At 54.3% G+C, this 16,361-nt stretch carries 17 protein-coding genes and 1 riboswitch; of the genes, 12 read left to right on the plus strand and 5 right to left on the minus strand.

Going from position 1 to position 16,361, the window contains the following annotated elements; all coding sequences use genetic code 11:
• The first annotated feature begins 31 nt into the window (after positions 1 to 31).
• Complete coding sequence (gene hldE, locus ACQ3G7_RS19665; RefSeq protein ID WP_263099243.1) at positions 32 to 1,462, plus strand: bifunctional D-glycero-beta-D-manno-heptose-7-phosphate kinase/D-glycero-beta-D-manno-heptose 1-phosphate adenylyltransferase HldE; 1,431 nt, start codon at positions 32 to 34, stop codon at positions 1,460 to 1,462.
• 42 nt (positions 1,463 to 1,504) lie between these two features.
• Here the strand turns inward: hldE and ubiK are convergent, their stop codons facing one another.
• A complete protein-coding gene (gene ubiK / locus ACQ3G7_RS19670) occupies positions 1,505 to 1,801 on the minus strand; it encodes a ubiquinone biosynthesis accessory factor UbiK (RefSeq protein ID WP_061493097.1) in 297 nt (98 codons plus the stop codon).
• A gap of 122 nt (positions 1,802 to 1,923) precedes the next feature.
• Positions 1,924 to 2,073, plus strand: a riboswitch (FMN riboswitch).
• Positions 2,074 to 2,178: 105 nt separating this feature from the next.
• Between ubiK and ribB the strand changes: the two genes are divergently transcribed.
• Positions 2,179 to 2,832: a 3,4-dihydroxy-2-butanone-4-phosphate synthase gene (gene ribB, locus ACQ3G7_RS19675; protein WP_263099245.1), complete on the plus strand. Its 654-nt coding sequence runs from the start codon at positions 2,179 to 2,181 to the stop codon at positions 2,830 to 2,832.
• A 247-nt stretch (positions 2,833 to 3,079) separates the two neighbouring features.
• Entirely contained in the window at positions 3,080 to 3,253 is a 174-nt protein-coding gene (locus tag ACQ3G7_RS19680; protein ID WP_263099246.1) for a hypothetical protein, read from the plus strand.
• A 35-nt stretch (positions 3,254 to 3,288) separates the two neighbouring features.
• Here ACQ3G7_RS19680 and zupT read toward each other — a convergent pair whose 3' ends face one another.
• Complete coding sequence (gene zupT / locus ACQ3G7_RS19685; RefSeq protein ID WP_430891451.1) at positions 3,289 to 4,065, minus strand: zinc transporter ZupT; 777 nt, start codon at positions 4,063 to 4,065, stop codon at positions 3,289 to 3,291.
• Between the two features lie 196 nt (positions 4,066 to 4,261).
• On the opposite strand from zupT, the gene ygiD reads away from it, so the two are divergent.
• The 4 genes from ygiD to ACQ3G7_RS19705 all read left to right on the plus strand — a co-directional run bounded on the left by ygiD (position 4,262) and on the right by ACQ3G7_RS19705 (position 8,244).
• Positions 4,262 to 5,050, plus strand: coding sequence for a 4,5-DOPA-extradiol-dioxygenase (gene ygiD / locus ACQ3G7_RS19690; protein ID WP_263099248.1), 789 nt, complete (start codon positions 4,262 to 4,264; stop codon positions 5,048 to 5,050).
• A 323-nt stretch (positions 5,051 to 5,373) separates the two neighbouring features.
• Positions 5,374 to 6,351 carry a TRAP transporter substrate-binding protein gene (locus ACQ3G7_RS19695; RefSeq protein ID WP_430891453.1) on the plus strand — a complete coding sequence of 326 codons (978 nt, stop codon included), beginning with the start codon at positions 5,374 to 5,376 and terminating at the stop codon, positions 6,349 to 6,351.
• A gap of 79 nt (positions 6,352 to 6,430) precedes the next feature.
• Positions 6,431 to 6,940 (plus strand): TRAP transporter small permease, encoded by a 510-nt coding sequence (locus ACQ3G7_RS19700; RefSeq protein ID WP_430891455.1) that lies wholly within the window; start codon positions 6,431 to 6,433, stop codon positions 6,938 to 6,940.
• A 17-nt stretch (positions 6,941 to 6,957) separates the two neighbouring features.
• A complete protein-coding gene (locus tag ACQ3G7_RS19705) occupies positions 6,958 to 8,244 on the plus strand; it encodes a TRAP transporter large permease (protein WP_430891457.1) in 1,287 nt (428 codons plus the stop codon).
• Positions 8,245 to 8,282: 38 nt separating this feature from the next.
• Here the strand turns inward: ACQ3G7_RS19705 and ACQ3G7_RS19710 are convergent, their stop codons facing one another.
• The 3 genes from ACQ3G7_RS19710 to tolC form a co-directional block, all read right to left on the minus strand.
• Positions 8,283 to 9,443, minus strand: coding sequence for a glutathionylspermidine synthase family protein (locus ACQ3G7_RS19710; RefSeq protein ID WP_430891459.1), 1,161 nt, complete (start codon positions 9,441 to 9,443; stop codon positions 8,283 to 8,285).
• A 5-nt stretch (positions 9,444 to 9,448) separates the two neighbouring features.
• Positions 9,449 to 10,117, minus strand: a complete 669-nt coding sequence (locus ACQ3G7_RS19715) for a DUF1190 family protein (protein WP_430891461.1) — start codon at positions 10,115 to 10,117, stop codon at positions 9,449 to 9,451.
• A 153-nt stretch (positions 10,118 to 10,270) separates the two neighbouring features.
• Entirely contained in the window at positions 10,271 to 11,710 is a 1,440-nt protein-coding gene (gene tolC / locus ACQ3G7_RS19720; RefSeq protein ID WP_430891463.1) for an outer membrane channel protein TolC, read from the minus strand.
• Positions 11,711 to 11,915: 205 nt separating this feature from the next.
• Between tolC and nudF the strand changes: the two genes are divergently transcribed.
• From nudF to parE, 5 genes are read left to right on the plus strand one after another with little or no spacing between them, the layout of a single operon-like run.
• On the plus strand, positions 11,916 to 12,548 hold the full coding sequence (nudF, locus tag ACQ3G7_RS19725) for an ADP-ribose diphosphatase (protein WP_263099255.1): 633 nt from the start codon (positions 11,916 to 11,918) through the stop codon (positions 12,546 to 12,548).
• Positions 12,545 to 12,967 carry a DUF1249 family protein gene (locus tag ACQ3G7_RS19730; RefSeq protein WP_263099256.1) on the plus strand — a complete coding sequence of 141 codons (423 nt, stop codon included), beginning with the start codon at positions 12,545 to 12,547 and terminating at the stop codon, positions 12,965 to 12,967. Before nudF ends, ACQ3G7_RS19730 begins: the two co-directional genes overlap by 4 nt.
• Before the next feature lie 24 nt (positions 12,968 to 12,991).
• Positions 12,992 to 13,819: a 3',5'-cyclic-AMP phosphodiesterase gene (cpdA, locus tag ACQ3G7_RS19735; RefSeq protein ID WP_430891465.1), complete on the plus strand. Its 828-nt coding sequence runs from the start codon at positions 12,992 to 12,994 to the stop codon at positions 13,817 to 13,819.
• Positions 13,819 to 14,394 (plus strand): esterase YqiA, encoded by a 576-nt coding sequence (yqiA, locus tag ACQ3G7_RS19740; protein ID WP_263099258.1) that lies wholly within the window; start codon positions 13,819 to 13,821, stop codon positions 14,392 to 14,394. Before cpdA ends, yqiA begins: the two co-directional genes overlap by 1 nt.
• 41 nt (positions 14,395 to 14,435) lie before the next feature.
• Positions 14,436 to 16,328 carry a DNA topoisomerase IV subunit B gene (gene parE, locus ACQ3G7_RS19745; protein ID WP_263099259.1) on the plus strand — a complete coding sequence of 631 codons (1,893 nt, stop codon included), beginning with the start codon at positions 14,436 to 14,438 and terminating at the stop codon, positions 16,326 to 16,328.
• Positions 16,329 to 16,361 lie beyond the last annotated feature (33 nt).

A 16,361-nucleotide genomic window follows, 5' to 3' on the forward strand; every position in this document is an offset into this window, starting at 1 on the left:
GCGCAAATTTTGTATCTCTCAGGAGACAGGAATGAAAGTAACGCTGCCAGAGTTTGAGCAAGCCGGTGTCATGGTAGTGGGTGATGTGATGTTGGATCGCTACTGGTACGGCCCAACCAGCCGCATTTCTCCGGAAGCCCCGGTGCCAGTGGTGAAGGTCGATACGATTGAAGAGCGCCCGGGCGGCGCGGCAAACGTGGCGATGAACATCGCATCGCTGGGCGCCAGTGCGCGTCTGGTCGGGCTGACCGGTATTGACGATGCGGCGCGTGCGCTGAGTAAGGCGCTGGCGGACGTTAACGTTAAATGCGACTTTGTTTCTGTTCCGACGCATCCAACGATCACCAAGCTGCGCGTGCTTTCCCGCAACCAGCAACTGATCCGTCTGGATTTTGAAGAAGGTTTTGAGGGTGTTGATCCGCAGCCGATGCACGATCGCATTAGCCAGGCACTGGGCAACATTGGCGCGCTGGTGCTGTCTGATTACGCCAAAGGCGCGCTGGTCAGCGTCCGGCAGATGATTACGCTGGCGCGCAACGCGGGCGTACCGGTGCTTATCGATCCGAAAGGTACTGATTTCGAACGCTATCGCGGGGCAACGCTGCTGACACCGAACTTGTCCGAGTTCGAAGCCGTCGCGGGTAAATGCAAAAGCGAAGCGGAGATCGTTGAGCGTGGCATGAAAGTGATCGCCGACTATGATCTGTCGGCGCTGCTGGTGACCCGTTCCGAGCAGGGCATGACATTGCTGCAACCGGGGAAAGCGCCGCTGCATATGCCAACCCAGGCGCAGGAAGTGTATGACGTGACCGGTGCGGGCGATACGGTCATCGGCGTTCTGGCGGCAACGCTGGCGTCGGGCAATTCTCTGGAAGAGGCCTGCTACTTCGCGAACGCGGCGGCGGGTGTGGTGGTCGGTAAACTCGGCACCTCAACCGTGACGCCGATTGAGCTGGAGAACGCCGTGCGTGGTCGTGCGGAAACCGGTTTTGGCGTGATGACGGAAGCCGAGCTGAAAGAGGCCGTTGCGGCAGCGCGTAAGCGTGGTGAGAAAGTGGTGATGACCAATGGCGTTTTCGACATCCTGCACGCCGGGCACGTCTCTTATCTGGCGAATGCGCGGAAACTTGGCGATCGTCTGATTGTTGCGGTGAATAGCGACGCGTCCACCCGACGCCTGAAAGGTGATACCCGCCCGGTGAACCCGCTGGAACAGCGCATGATTGTGTTAAGCGCGCTGGAAGCGGTGGATTGGGTGGTTTCGTTTGAAGAAGATACGCCGCAGCGTCTGATTGCCGGGATCCTGCCGGATCTGCTGGTAAAAGGCGGTGACTACAAACCGGAGCAGATTGCCGGCAGCGAAGAGGTTTGGGCCAACGGCGGTGAAGTGCTGGTGCTCAACTTTGAAGACGGTTGCTCAACCACCAATATCATCAAAAAAATCCAGAAACAGGGCGATTAAACCCTGCAATAGCGCTCTTTGCCTGGCAAAGAGCGCTTCGTATTACGCGTGATCGTCAACCGGCGGAATAGCCGGCGCCGGTTTCACTTCGGTGTTTTTTCCCTGATTCTCCAGTTCGCTAAGACGCTGCTCCAGCAGGGCCAGCTTCTCACGCGTGCGCAGCAGCACCTGCGTTTGCACATCAAACTCTTCACGGCTTACCAGATCGAGGCGGGTTAACTGCGCCTGTAGCGTCTGACGGATTTTTTTCTCAACGTCTTCCCCGAACTCACGGATCCCTTTTGGCATGGATTCGTGAACCTGGCGCGCAATCTGTTCAATTTTTTTGGGGTCAATCATTTTGGGTTCCCTGCTCGGATGGGCTCATGCAGTCATTGTAGTGTGATAACCCCAGGTGATAAACCAGAATTGTTTGAAGGTTATGCATTGCCGAAGGTAATCAATGGCGTTATAGTTATTCCGCTTATTCTCAGGGCGGGGCGAAATTCCCCACCGGCGGTAAATCAGCGCATGCTGAAAGCCCGCGAGCGCTTCAGGTTAACGCCTGAAGGTCAGCAGATCCGGTGTAATTCCGGGGCCGACGGTTAAAGTCCGGATGGGAGAGAGTAACGATTCTGCCGGGCATGATGCCCGCTCGCGTTATTTTTTTGCCGCTTTGCGACACTCCTAAGACTGCCCTGATTCTGGTAACCATAACTTTATTGAGGTCTTTTACCATGAATCAGACGCTGCTTTCTTCTTTTGGCACGCCTTTCCAACGTATTGAAAACGCTCTCGCCGCACTGCGCGAAGGCCGTGGTGTGATGGTGCTCGATGACGAGGACCGTGAAAACGAAGGTGATATGATTTTCGCCGCCGAAACCATGACCGTTGAGCAGATGGCGCTGACTATCCGTCACGGTAGCGGGATTGTTTGTTTGTGCCTGACTGACGAACGCCGTAAACAACTCGATCTGCCAATGATGGTCGAGAACAACACCAGCGCCTACGGCACCGGTTTTACCGTCACTATCGAAGCCGCTCACGGCGTCACCACCGGTGTTTCCGCTGCTGACCGTGTTACTACCGTTCGCGCGGCGATTGCCGATGGCGCTAAACCGTCCGACCTGAACCGTCCTGGTCACGTTTTCCCACTGCGTGCGCAGCCGGGTGGTGTTCTGACCCGCGGCGGCCATACTGAAGCCACTATCGATTTAGTCACGCTGGCTGGTTTTAAACCTGCGGGTGTGCTGTGTGAATTAACCAATGACGATGGCTCAATGGCGCGTGCGCCGGAGTGCATCGAGTTTGCTAAGCAACACAATATGGCGGTTGTGACTATTGAAGACCTGGTGGCCTACCGCCAGGAGCATGAGCGCAAAGCCAGCTAATCGTTGCTGTTAACGATAAAGATAAAAAATCCGAAGTCGCTGGCTTCGGATTTTTTTTGCCTGTCCTGTATCAAACTTTGTTGCACTTCTCATACTCACACGTTGAAATCTTATGCCTCTACTTATAAAGTGGTAACGATTTTACTTGCGGTGAATAATGGGTTTGAATTTATCTAATCCATTAAATTAAAAAGATTTTTAATGATTCTGCGTCGTATTTTTTGCCAAATATATTCATGGAGTCGCGATGTTTATTTCCTGGTATTGGCTACTGCTTATTGTCCTGGTCATCGTTGTGTATATTCATGCGCTTAAACGCAACAATAAAGCCTGTCGTCACGACCGCGAGGCGCTGTACAAGGCTTATCAGCGTGTGCTTGATGAGTTGAAGAAAATCAGCGGCACCAGGCAGGGCGAGTAGCAGCGCTACCCGTCCACGACGGTCAGGCGGTCGGTTTAACCGCCAATTCCCATCGCCTGCAGGGCGACCAGACTTAATCCCATCACAGACATACCACACAATACGCCGTAGCTCGGGTTGTTATTCGGGTCTATTTCTTTTGCCAGCGGCATGAGTTCATCTACCGAAAGCGCAACCATAATCCCCGCCACGGCGGCCATGATCGCAGCCATCACCACCGGTGACACCAGGCTACCGAGGATCAACCACGCCAGCACGCCGCCGATAATTTCCGCCAGGCCTGAAATCCCGGCCCAGAAGATGGCGGTACGTTTGGAACCCGTGGCGGCGTAGACCGGGCCGGCAACCGCAAGTCCTTCAGGAATATTGTGTAATGCCACCGCAAAAGCGATGCCGAGCCCCAACTCCAGATCGTTGCTGGCGGTCACGTAAGTGGCGATCCCTTCCGGAAAGTTATGCAGGCTGATGCCGAGTGTCAGCAGAATGGCGGTACGACGAATGCCACGCGGGAAGCTGTGTTGTGTCCCCTGCATTAAGTCCTGTGGGTGGGCATGAGGCAGCATGCGATCCAGCGCAAAGTAGCCCAGCAATCCGACCACGAACATGCCATAACCCAGCATTGGCGACATATTTTCTGTTGCCAGCGCGGCGGGAAGCATCTCCATCAGCGAGATGAGCAGCATAATTCCGGCGGCAAAGCCAAGCGAAAACGCCAGTACACGGTTAGAAGGCTTCTGGCCTAACACGCCGAGGATCGCGCCAATAAAGGTGGCGGCACCTGCCAGTAAGGTCAGGATCAGGGGCGCTGACATGCATAACTCCTTTATGATAATGATTCTCATTAATGTATGTTTTCATGCTGCGAAAAGCGAGGCGGGCACGCCATCTTTACGCATTCCTTACATTCAAAATTACTGAAGATCTTCATCATGGTTATCAGAGTTCTTCGTCTACTGAAAAGGCGTAATGTAGTGCCATCAAATTGTCACACTCTGTAAGGATATCACCATGTCAGCACCACGTATGCCAGCGCTGTTTTTGGGCCACGGTAGCCCAATGAATGTTCTTGAAGATAACATTTATACCCGCGCCTGGGGGCAACTGGGCGAAACACTGCCGCGCCCGAAAGCGATTGTGGTGGTATCCGCACACTGGTTTACGCGCGGCACGGGCGTGACGGCGATGGAAGCACCGAAAACGATCCATGATTTTGGCGGTTTCCCGCAGGCGCTGTATGACACGCATTATCCTGCGCCGGGTTCACCGGAGTTAGCGCAGCATTTGGTTGACCTGCTGGCGCCGGTGCCGGTGGTACTCGACAAAGAAGCCTGGGGTTTCGACCACGGCTCATGGGGTGTGTTGATTAAAATGTACCCCCATGCGGATATCCCGATGGTGCAACTGAGCGTGGACAGCACCAAACCCGCGGCATGGCATCTTGAGATGGGCCGTAAACTGGCGACGTTGCGTGACGAGGGCATTATGCTGGTTGCCAGCGGAAACGTTGTGCACAACCTGCGAACGGCGCGCTGGCATGGTGAGAACACGCCATACCCGTGGGCGACATCGTTCAATGATTTTGTGAAAGATAACCTGACCTGGCAGGGACCCGCTGAGCAACATCCGCTGGTCAATTACCTTGACCATGAAGGTGGTTCGTTATCGAACCCGACGCCGGACCACTTCCTGCCGCTGTTGTATGTGCTTGGCGCGTGGGACGGTAAAGAGCCGGTGTCGATCCCGGTCGATGGCATTGAGATGGGTTCCCTCAGTATGCTTTCCGTTCAGGTCGGTTAACCGAATGGCGCGTAATGCGCCATTTTTGTTTTTGCTTTCATCCCGAAAGTAGAGAAATACGAGCCGGATCTCAAAAAATGGCCGCTGAAATGCCGTTTTTTTGAAAATAAAAAGAGATTCACTGCAAAAATGAAACGCTGTGCTGAATTTAGCCATTTTTTGTGAACAGCATCGTCGCAATAACCCCGCCGAGTGACTACTCTTCAGAGTGTCTACTGTCTCAGACATACCCATAACAACGCTTACCGTAATACCACGAACGCTTTGTTCGCGGTCGACCCTTTTTTTCTAAAAAAAATCAGACCCTCTGGAGACACGGAAATATGAACTCAGCAAAAACCTTACTGAAAGTCTGTATTAGTTCCGCTCTGTTGTTTATCTCCCACGCCTCTTTAGCTCAGACCTTCCGCGCAGCGGACGTTCATCCTGCCGACTATCCCAATGTTGTTGCTGTTAAGCATATGGGAGAGAAGTTAAGCGCGGCGACAAACGGGCGTCTGGATATTAAAACGTTTCCTGGCGGTGTATTAGGTGACGAAAAACAGGTGATTGAACAGGCGCAGATTGGCGCGATTGATATTATTCGCGTATCGATGACGCCGGTGGCGGCAATATTACCTGAGATTAATGTCTTTACGCTGCCCTATATTTTCCGCGATGAAGATCATATGCATAAAGTGCTCGACGGGATGATTGGCCAGGAAATTGGTGGCCGTTTGTCTGACAGCAGTAAATCCCGATTGATCTTTCTTGGCTGGATGGATGCCGGTACGCGTAATTTAATCACCAAAGCACCGGTAAACAAAGCTGAGGATCTGAAAGGCATGAAGATCCGCGTTCAGGGCAGTCCAATCGCACTCGACACGCTGAAGGCGATGGGGGCGAACTCCGTGGCGATGGGGGTGAGCGAAGTGTTTAGCGGCATGCAGACCGGGGTGATCGACGGCACGGAAAACAACCCGCCGACTTTTGTTGCGCATAACTATCTTCCGGTTGTCAAAAATTACACCTGGAGCAAACACTTTATTATTCCGGAGCTTTTTTTATTCTCTAAACCGAAATGGGATAAGTTGAAAAAAGAGGATCAGGAATTAATCCTCAAGCTGGCGAAAGAAGCCCAGGTTGAACAACGGGAATTGTGGAAAGCTTACAATGAAAAATCGCTGGAGGCGATGAAAGCCGGAGGTGTTCAATTCCACGACATCGATACCGCCGTCTTTTATAAAGCCACGCAGTCGGTTCGCGATAAATACGGCAAAGAACACCAGGATTTAATTACCCGTATTCAGGAAGTGCAATAGCGTTTAACGGGCAGGGGCGACCTTGCCCGAATAACGTGTTTCCGTATTGCTGTTTTCAACCTTCACCGGGGAAACTGTTATGGGTGAACGCTATTCGTTATTGATGGATATTCTTTACCGGATTTCAATGTGGGTTGCCGGGCTGGCGCTATTAATTATGGTCGCTATTATTCCTGTGGGGATTTTTGCCCGCTATGTCATGAACAGTGCGTTGTCCTGGCCGGAACCGGTGGCCATTATCTGCATGGTGACATTTACCTTTGTCGGTGCAGCCGTGAGTTACCGTGCGGGTTCACATATCGCTGTCAGCATGGTCACGGACCGCCTGAGCGAACCTGCGCGCAAAGCCTGCTTCATTGCGGCGGATCTGATGCTGATGGCTATCAGCCTGTTTATTCTCTGGTATAGCAGCGCGTTGTGCGCGGAGTTGTGGGAGCAGCCGGTGGCGGAATTCCCGCTGTTCACCGCAGGTGAGAGCTACCTGCCGCTTCCTGTCGGTTCGGCTATCACCCTCCTGTTTATTATCGAGAAGATGCTTTTTGGCGCGCAGTACCACCGCCCGGTGGTGATGCTGGGTTCTTCGAGCTGATCCAGTAAGGAAAGTCTATGGATGCATTTATTCTTGTCTTTACGTTAGCCATTATGCTGGCGGTGGGCGTTCCGGTGGCATACGCCGTTGGGATCAGCGCGGTGCTGGGGGCGTGGTATATCGATATTCCGCTGGAAGCGGTGATGATCCAGCTCACCAATGGCGTCAATAAATTCTCACTGCTGGCGATCCCGTTCTTTATTCTGGCGGGGGCGATTATGGCCGAAGGCGGTATTGCCCGTCGGTTGGTGAATTTTGCTTATATCTTTGTCGGTTTTATTCGCGGCGGCCTGTCGCTGGTGAATATCGTGGCCTCGACATTTTTTGGCGCCATTTCCGGATCGTCGGTAGCGGATACCGCCTCAATTGGTTCGGTGATGATCCCGGAGATGGATAAAAAAGGCTACCCGCGCGATTTTGCCGCCGCGGTGACCGCCAGCGGATCGGTACAGGCCATTTTAACGCCGCCCAGCCACAACTCAGTGATCTACTCACTGGCAACGGGCGGCACGGTCTCTATTGCCGCGCTCTTTATTGCCGGGATCCTGCCCGGATTACTGCTGAGCTTTACCCTGATGGTGATGTGCGTGGCCTTTGCGCACAAACGTGGTTACCCGAAAGGAGAACGCGTGCCGTTTCGTCAGGCGTTAAAGATCTTTGCAGATACGCTCTGGGGCCTGATGACGGTGGTGATCATCATGGGCGGGATCCTGTCCGGGATCTTTACCGCCACGGAATCGGCGGCGATCGCCTGCTTATGGGCGTTTTTCGTCACCATGTTTATCTACCGTGACTACAAATGGTCAGAACTGCCGAAGCTGATGTACCGCACGGTAAAGACGGTGACCATTGTGATGATCCTGATCGGGTTTGCCGCCGCGTTTGGCGCCGTGATGACCTATATGCAACTGCCGGGGCGGATCACGGAAGCCTTTACCAACATCTCCGATAACAAGTATGTGATCCTGATGTGCATTAACATCATGCTATTGCTGCTGGGGACATTGATGGATATGGCGCCGCTGATCCTTATCCTCACGCCGGTACTCTTGCCGGTGACTAACGCGCTGGGCGTTGATCCGGTGCACTTCGGCATGATCATGTTGGTTAACCTGGGTATCGGGTTGATTACGCCGCCCGTTGGATCGGTACTGTTTGTGGCAAGCGCAGTGAGTAAACAGAAGATCGAACAGGTGGTAAGAGCCATGCTGCCGTTCTATGCAGTTCTGTTTGTTGTGCTGATGCTGGTGACTTATATTCCGGCGATCTCACTGTTTCTGCCGACGCTGTTTGGTGTGATGTAAGGGAATAAAAAACCCGGCGCGGATGGCCGGGTTTTCGCTTATTCAACAAAGATATGGGGATAAAAGCGCGACAGATCCTGGGTGATCAGCGCCCGGTCTTCGCGGATGCCAATCCCGGCAGGCTGATCGTTGATAAGCCAGCTGCCAATCAGGGTATAGCTGTCGCCAAATTTCGGCAGCGGGCAGAACTGCTGCACAATCATACCCTCTTCGCCGTACGGCCCTTCAACGGATTCCAGCGTTTTGCCATTCTCTATGATCGACACATTTGCGCCTTCGCGGGAGAAAATCGGCTTAACGACGTATTTTTCCATTTCCGGGTGCGGATCTTCAGCGAAATACGCGGGCAACAGATTCGGATGATCCGGGAACATTTCCCATAACATCGGCAGCAGCGCTTTATTGGAAATGATGCTCTTCCATGCCGGTTCCAGCCAGCGTACACCCGCGTCTTCCAGCTTGGTGGAGAAGACTTCACGCAGCATAAATTCCCACGGATAGAGCTTGAACAGATTGCCGATAACCTGATCCTGCAGATCGCTGAACTGGCCTTTTTCCCCAAGACCAATATCCTCGATATAGAGAAAATCCGTTGCCAGCTCCGCTTCCGCTGCGCAATCCTGCAAATACTGCACCGTACCGCGATCTTCAACGGTATCGCGGCAGCAGGCGAAATGCAGTAACTGGAAACCGTGCTGCTCACGCAGCTCGGCAAAACGCGCAATCAGCTTTTCTTGCAGGCTGTTAAATTGATCGCTGCCTTCCGGCAACTGCCCGGCATTGAGCTGATCTTCCAGCCAGATCCACTGAAAGAAGGCGGCTTCGTACAGTGATGTTGGCGTATCGGCGTTATTCTCCAACAGCTTCGGTTCACCTACGCCATCCCAGGCTAAATCGAGACGAGAATAGAGCGACGGTTGGTGCGTCGCCCATGACTGGCGCACAAAACCCCAGGTGTGCTTCGGAATGCGGAACTTCGCCATCAGCGCATCGCTGGCAACGACCTTTTCCACCACTTTCAGGCACATCTGGTGCAGCTCCGCGGTCACGTCTTCCAGCTTCTCGACTTGGGCAAGCGTCAGCCTGTAATACGCGTCTTCACACCAGTAGGGTTCGCCGTACATAGTATGAAAATTGAAACCGTATTCGGTGGCTTTTTCGCGCCAGTCCGGGCGCTCGGTAATGGTGACTCTTTCCATGACGATCAGCCGCCCATTGAGCGGGTTGGCGTGCCGCTAACGCGACGCTGCATGGTGTTCTGTTTCGCCACCGATTCGCCAAAACCGCCGCGTGTCACGGTGGTGGTGGTCGCCGGTTTCGGTGCCATCGCGGTTTTCGGCACGGTCATGGTGCGGCCCGGCTGTGCTGCGCCGTAGCCTTTACCGGAGGCGTCGGTGTACTGACCGTAGGCCGGGCTTGCCGGGTTGCGCGAACTGAACAGCGGCTGCTGAGCAAACCCGGCGCCACCGCCCATCAGACGCCCCATCATATAACCCGCCATCAGCGGCATCCAGAAGCTGCCGCTGGACTGCGCTTGTGCCTGGTTTTCCGGCGCGGTGCCTGCCTGTACCGGCGTTTGCTGGCATTGCCCTTCACCAAATTCGGCGACGCAATCTTCACGCGTGGCGTATTTCGGCGCGGTGCGTTGCGCTTCTTTCAGTGCATTATTGTAGGCCGTGGTGCACTCGGCACTTTTACCCGGATTCGCCGACGAGCAATCATCGGCATTTTGGTACAGAGAAACCGTTTCGTCGCTTTTCTCACAGCCCGCCAGCATAAATACGGCGGTAACTGCCAGCGCAACAGGTGTCAGATGACGTGCGCTCCAGCTTTTGCGGAACGTCGCATGTTGAATGTTTTTTGTCCGTTTCATTTTTATCTTCCTGTGGACCCCAAAGGCATAAACAGACGATCAGGATAGAGGATGAGGGGGGGAAGTGAAAGCAAGGAGGGGAGGCCTTTACGTTGCCTTACGTAAAAACGGGGGCTGTGCGCCCCCGTTGTGGAAAAGCGAAGAAAACAGCGATTAACGCTTAGTGCTGGTGCGTACGGCGGCGGGTTGTGCGTTGCCGTTAAAGTTATCAACGGCGGCGGCCTGCTCCGCGTTTTCCGGCGCAACGCTTTCCGGTGACGTGGAAATGGATTTACCCAACGCGTTGTTCAGCGCAACCAGATCCTGTTCGTTCAACGAACCCAGCGCAGACTTAATGTTAAGCTGGTTGATCAGGTAGTTATAACGCGCGCTGGAAAGCTGCTGTTTGGCGTTATACAGCGTGGTGGTTGCATCCAGCACATCCACAATGGTGCGCGTACCGACGGAGTAACCGGCTTCCATCGCATCCAGAGAACTCTGGGCGGACACCACCGCTTGTTTGTAAGCGTTGATGCTGCTGATGGAGGCATTCACGTTGTTAAACGAGGAACGCACGGTCTGCACAACGGTGCGATGCGTGCTTTCCAGTTGCTCACTGGAACCCACAAAGTTGTATTGTGCCTGTTTCACCTGTGAGTTCACCTGACCGCCCTGATACAGCGGCAGAGAGAAGCTCAGGCCGACTTTGTTCTGGCCTGCGTCATTATCGTTATACTGCGTGCTGTTATTGGTTTTTGAGCCACTGTAAGAGGTATTCGACACGCCGGTTGAGGCGGTTAAATCCAGCGTCGGCAGATGGCCGTCCTGCGCCTGGCGGATTTGCTCACGCGCCAGATCCTGATTCAGACGCGCCTGCAACAGCGACAGGTTGCGGCTTTCCGCTTCCTTCAGCAGGGCGTTAACCGGCTGCGGTTTTTCCGTTTTGAAATTATCGATGTTCAGCGACGCCAGCTCCGGGTACTCGTTGCCAGTCACCTGACGCAGCGATTCAATCGCGTTATCGAGGCTATTACGGGCGGTCACTTCGTTAGCCAGTACGGTATCGTACTGCGAACGGGCGTTTTGCACGTCGGTGATCGCCACCAGGCCAACGTTGAAACGCTGGGTGGTTTGATCCAACTGACGATAGATCGACTGTTTCTGCGCTTCAGTGTAGGAAAGCGTATCAATGGCGCTCAACACGTTAAAATAAGCGGTAGCCGTGTTCAGGATCAGCGTTTGTTGATCGGTCTGCCAGGTGACATCCTGAATACCCGCTGTTTTTTCCTGTAAGGTCAGCGCGCGCCATTTCGACATATCGAAAATGGTTTGCGTTAACTGGAGAGAGGCGCTGGTGACGTTTGAGTTCACACCCTTGCTGTCACGGTAGCCATTGCTGTAAGTGTAATCTGCACCCAAACCGAGTTGCGGCAGTAACGGGCTGCGCGCTTCGTTGATCTTTTCAAACGCCGCATCGCGATCGGCTGCGGATTTACGGAGATCGGGGTTGCTTAAACGCGCCTGCTGGTAAACCTGCAGCAGGTTTTCTGCCTGGCTCATGGCGCTGAAACCGGTCAAACTCAGGCCGATAAGGAGGGGGAGCAATTTCTTCATTTGCATTCCTTGTTGTGAAGCAGTACTAGCGCTGGTCTAAATTGGAAAAATATTCGCCGATTCTACCAGAGATTAGTGGCGCTAAAGCTTGGCGTAACGTGCCATTGGCGGAAATTTGCCCCAATCTATCACATAGCGCTTGAAACGTTCGCTAAACAGGCTTGAAATCCACAGTTTGATCATTATTTTTCATGAGATACCGCCAATGAGTAAGTCAATATCATCTGCAGTGACTTTCACAAAAAACGATGTAGAAATTATTGCACGGGAAACGCTGTATAGCGGTTTTTTTTCGCTGGAATTATACCGTTTTCGCCACCGCTTATTTAATGGCGGAATGAGCGGTGAAGTGCGTCGTGAAATTTTTGAACGCGGCCACGCCGCAGTCTTGCTACCCTTTGACCCAGTGCGCGACGAAGTGGTGCTGATTGAACAGATCCGCATTGCCGCGATAGATACCAGTGAAAGCCCGTGGTTGCTGGAGATGATCGCCGGAATGATTGAAGAAGGCGAAACCGATGAAGAGGTCGCGCGACGGGAAGCAATAGAAGAAGCGGGTCTGCACGTTGGCCGCGTGAAAAAAGTATTGAGTTATCTGGCAAGCCCTGGCGGCACCAGCGAGCGCTCATCCGTATTGGTTGGCGAAGTGGACGCCACGCAGGCCGAAGGGATCCATGGCCTGGTGGATGAAAACGAAGATATTCGTGTTCAGGTGGTGAGCCGGGAACAGGCTTACCAGTGGGTAGAAGAGGGGAAAATCGACAACGCAGCGTCTGTCATCGCCTTGCAATGGCTGCAACTGCATCATGAGAGCTTAAAAAACGAGTGGAAAAAATGAAGCGTTACACACCTGACTTTCCTGAAATGATGCGCCTGTGCGAGACCAATTTCGCCCAGTTGCGCCGCCTGTTACCGCGTAATGATGCGGCGGGCGAAGCGGTAAGCTATCAGGTGACCAACGCACAGTACCGGTTAACGATAGTCGAATCCACCCGCTACACTACGCTGGTGGAAATTGAACAGACTGCGCCTGCCGTGAGCTACTGGAGCCTGCCTTCAATGACGGTGCGCCTCTACCACGACGCCATGGTGGCTGAAGTGTGTTCGAGCCAGCAGATCTTTCGTTTTAAAGCGCGTTATGATTATCCGAATAAAAAGTTGCATCAACGCGACGAAAAGCATCAAATTAATCAGTTTCTGGCCGACTGGCTACGTTACTGTTTAGCACATGGAGCAATGGCGATTCCGGTTTGTTAGCGTAGTGAAACCTAAGGACACCATTTGGAAAGCCTGTTAAACCTTTCTCTGGCTGGTGAGGCCAGGGTCAGGATATTACAAATTACTGACTCTCACCTGTTTGCCGAAAAGCATGAAACGCTGTTAGGGGTGAATACCTGGGAGAGCTACCAGGCGGTACTGGACGCGATTAAAGCTCAGCAGCGCGGATGCGATCTTATCGTCGCCACCGGCGACCTGGCGCAGGATCATACCGCTGCGGCTTATCAGCACTTTGCTGAAGGCATCGCAAGCTTTAACGCGCCCTGCGTCTGGCTGCCGGGCAACCATGATTTTCAACCTGCTATGTACAGCGCGCTGCAAGATGCGGGGATCTCGCCGGCGAAACGTGTTTTCGTTGGTGATAGCTGGCAAATCCTGCTGCTCGACAGCCAGGTGTTCGGCGTCCCGCACGGTGAGCTCAGTGAGTTCCAACTTGACTGGCTTGAGCAAAAGCTTGCCGCCAGTCCGGATCGGCACACCTTGCTGCTACTGCATCATCATCCGTTGCCCTCAGGATGTAGCTGGCTCGATCAGCACAGCCTGCGCAATGCCGCTGAGCTTAACAATGTGTTGCAGCATTTCCCGAAAGTACGGCATCTGCTGTGCGGGCATATTCATCAGGAACTGGATCTCGACTGGAATGGCCGCCGCCTGCTGGCGACGCCGTCAACCTGCGTTCAGTTCAAGCCGCACTGCGCCAATTTCACGCTGGATACCATCGCGCCAGGCTGGCGCTGGCTGGACCTGCACGCCGACGGCACCCTGCACACGGAAGTTTGCCGCCTGCAAAGCACGAAATTCAGCCCGGACACGGCGTCGGAAGGGTACTGATGTCTACGCTTCTCTATTTGCATGGCTTTAACAGCTCGCCGCGTTCCGCCAAGGCGACGCAGCTTTCGCAGTGGCTGGCGCAACACCACCCGGAGATCGACGTCATTGTGCCGCAATTGCCGCCTTACCCTGCGGCGGCGGCGGAACTGGTTGAATCACTGGTGATGGCGCAAGGCGGTAAACAGCTTGGCATCGTAGGCTCGTCGCTGGGCGGCTATTTTGCAACCTGGCTTTCGCAGTGTTTTATGTTGCCAGCGGTGGTGGTCAATCCGGCGGTGCGGCCCTTTGAATTGCTGGCGGATTTCCTCGGCAATAACGAGAACCCCTACACGGGGCAACAATATGTGCTAGAGTCTCGCCATATTTACGAGCTCAAAGTGATGCAAGTTGACCCGCTCGAAGCGCCGGACCTTATCTGGCTGCTGCAACAAACCGGGGACGAAGTGCTGGATTACCGCCAGGCTGTGGCATATTACGACGCATGCCGCCAGACTGTGGAAGAGGGCGGAAACCATGCCTTTGTAGGCTTTGAGAATCATTTCACACAGATTATCGAGTTCCTTGGGCTGTGTTGAGCTAACCAGGAAACGATGCGGTCACTATCTACGAACAAACCATGACGCAATCCTATAACGCTGATGCCATAGAGGTACTCACCGGGCTTGAGCCGGTTCGCCGCCGTCCGGGGATGTACACCGATACCACGCGCCCTAACCATCTGGGGCAGGAAGTTATTGATAACAGCGTGGATGAAGCGCTGGCGGGCCACGCGAAGCGCGTGGACGTGATCCTGCATGCGGATCAGTCGCTGGAAGTTATCGACGACGGGCGCGGCATGCCGGTGGATATCCACCCGGAAGAGGGTGTCCCGGCCGTTGAACTGATCCTCTGTCGTCTGCATGCGGGCGGTAAATTCTCCAATAAAAACTACCAGTTCTCCGGTGGTCTGCACGGCGTCGGGATTTCGGTGGTGAACGCCCTGTCCCGCCGCGTGGAAGTGACCGTCAGGCGTGATGGGCAGGTCTATAGCATCGCCTTTGAAAACGGCGAAAAAGTGCAGGATTTGCAGGTCATCGGCACCTGCGGTAAACGCAATACCGGTACCAGCGTCCACTTCTGGCCGGATGAATCTTTCTTCGATAGCCCACGTTTCTCCGTCTCCCGCCTGACGCATTTGCTGAAGGCCAAAGCGGTGCTGTGCCCGGGCGTGGAAATCACCTTCAAAGATGAAGTGAACAACGCCGAGCAGCGCTGGTGTTACCAGGATGGTCTCAACGACTACCTGTGCGAGGCGGTTAACGGCCTGCCGACGCTGCCGGAAAAACCCTTTATTGGCACTTTCTCCGCTGAGACAGAAGCGGTGGACTGGGCGCTGCTGTGGCTGCCGGAAGGCGGCGAACTGCTGACGGAAAGCTACGTTAACCTGATCCCGACCATGCAGGGCGGCACGCACGTTAACGGCCTGCGTCAGGGGTTACTGGACGCCATGCGCGAGTTCTGCGAATACCGCAATATTCTGCCGCGCGGTGTGAAGCTCTCCGCTGAAGATATCTGGGATCGCTGCGCGTATGTGCTGTCGGTAAAAATGCAGGATCCGCAGTTCGCCGGGCAGACCAAAGAGCGTTTATCGTCCCGTCAGTGCGCCGCATTTGTTTCCGGCGTGGTGAAGGACGCGTTCAGCCTGTGGCTGAACCAGAATATCCAGCTGGCGGAACTGCTGGCGGAAATGGCAATCTCCAGCGCGCAGCGCCGTATGCGCGCCGCCAAAAAAGTGGTGCGTAAGAAACTGACCAGCGGTCCGGCGTTACCGGGCAAGCTGGCAGACTGCACCGCGCAGGATTTGAGCCGTACTGAGCTGTTCCTGGTGGAAGGGGACTCCGCAGGCGGATCCGCCAAGCAGGCGCGCGATCGCGAATATCAGGCGATCATGCCGCTGAAAGGGAAGATCCTGAACACCTGGGAAGTTTCTTCCGACGAAGTCCTTGCCTCTCAGGAAGTGCACGATATTTCAGTGGCGATCGGCATCGATCCGGACAGCGACGATCTCAGCCAACTGCGCTACGGCAAGATCTGTATTCTCGCGGATGCGGACTCCGACGGTTTACACATTGCCACGCTGCTGTGCGCGCTGTTCGTCAAACACTTCCGCGCGCTGGTGAAAAACGGTCACGTTCATGTGGCGCTGCCGCCGCTGTACCGTATCGATCTCGGCAAAGAGGTCTATTACGCGCTGACGGAAGAAGAGAAAACCGGCGTGCTGGAGCAGTTAAAACGCAAAAAGGGCAAACCGAACGTGCAGCGCTTTAAAGGGCTGGGCGAAATGAACCCGATGCAACTGCGTGAAACGACGCTCGACCCGAATACCCGCCGCCTGGTGCAGCTTATTATCAGTGATGAAGATGAGCAGCAAACCAACGCGACCATGGATATGCTGCTGGCCAAAAAGCGTTCGGAAGACAGGCGCAACTGGCTGCAGGAAAAAGGCGATATGGCCGATATCGAAGCCTGATGCACAAAAAAAAAGGGATGCGCGCAGCATCCC

The sequence above is a fragment of the Kosakonia sp. N21 genome (assembly GCF_050587465.1).
Taxonomy (GTDB): Bacteria; Pseudomonadota; Gammaproteobacteria; order Enterobacterales; family Enterobacteriaceae.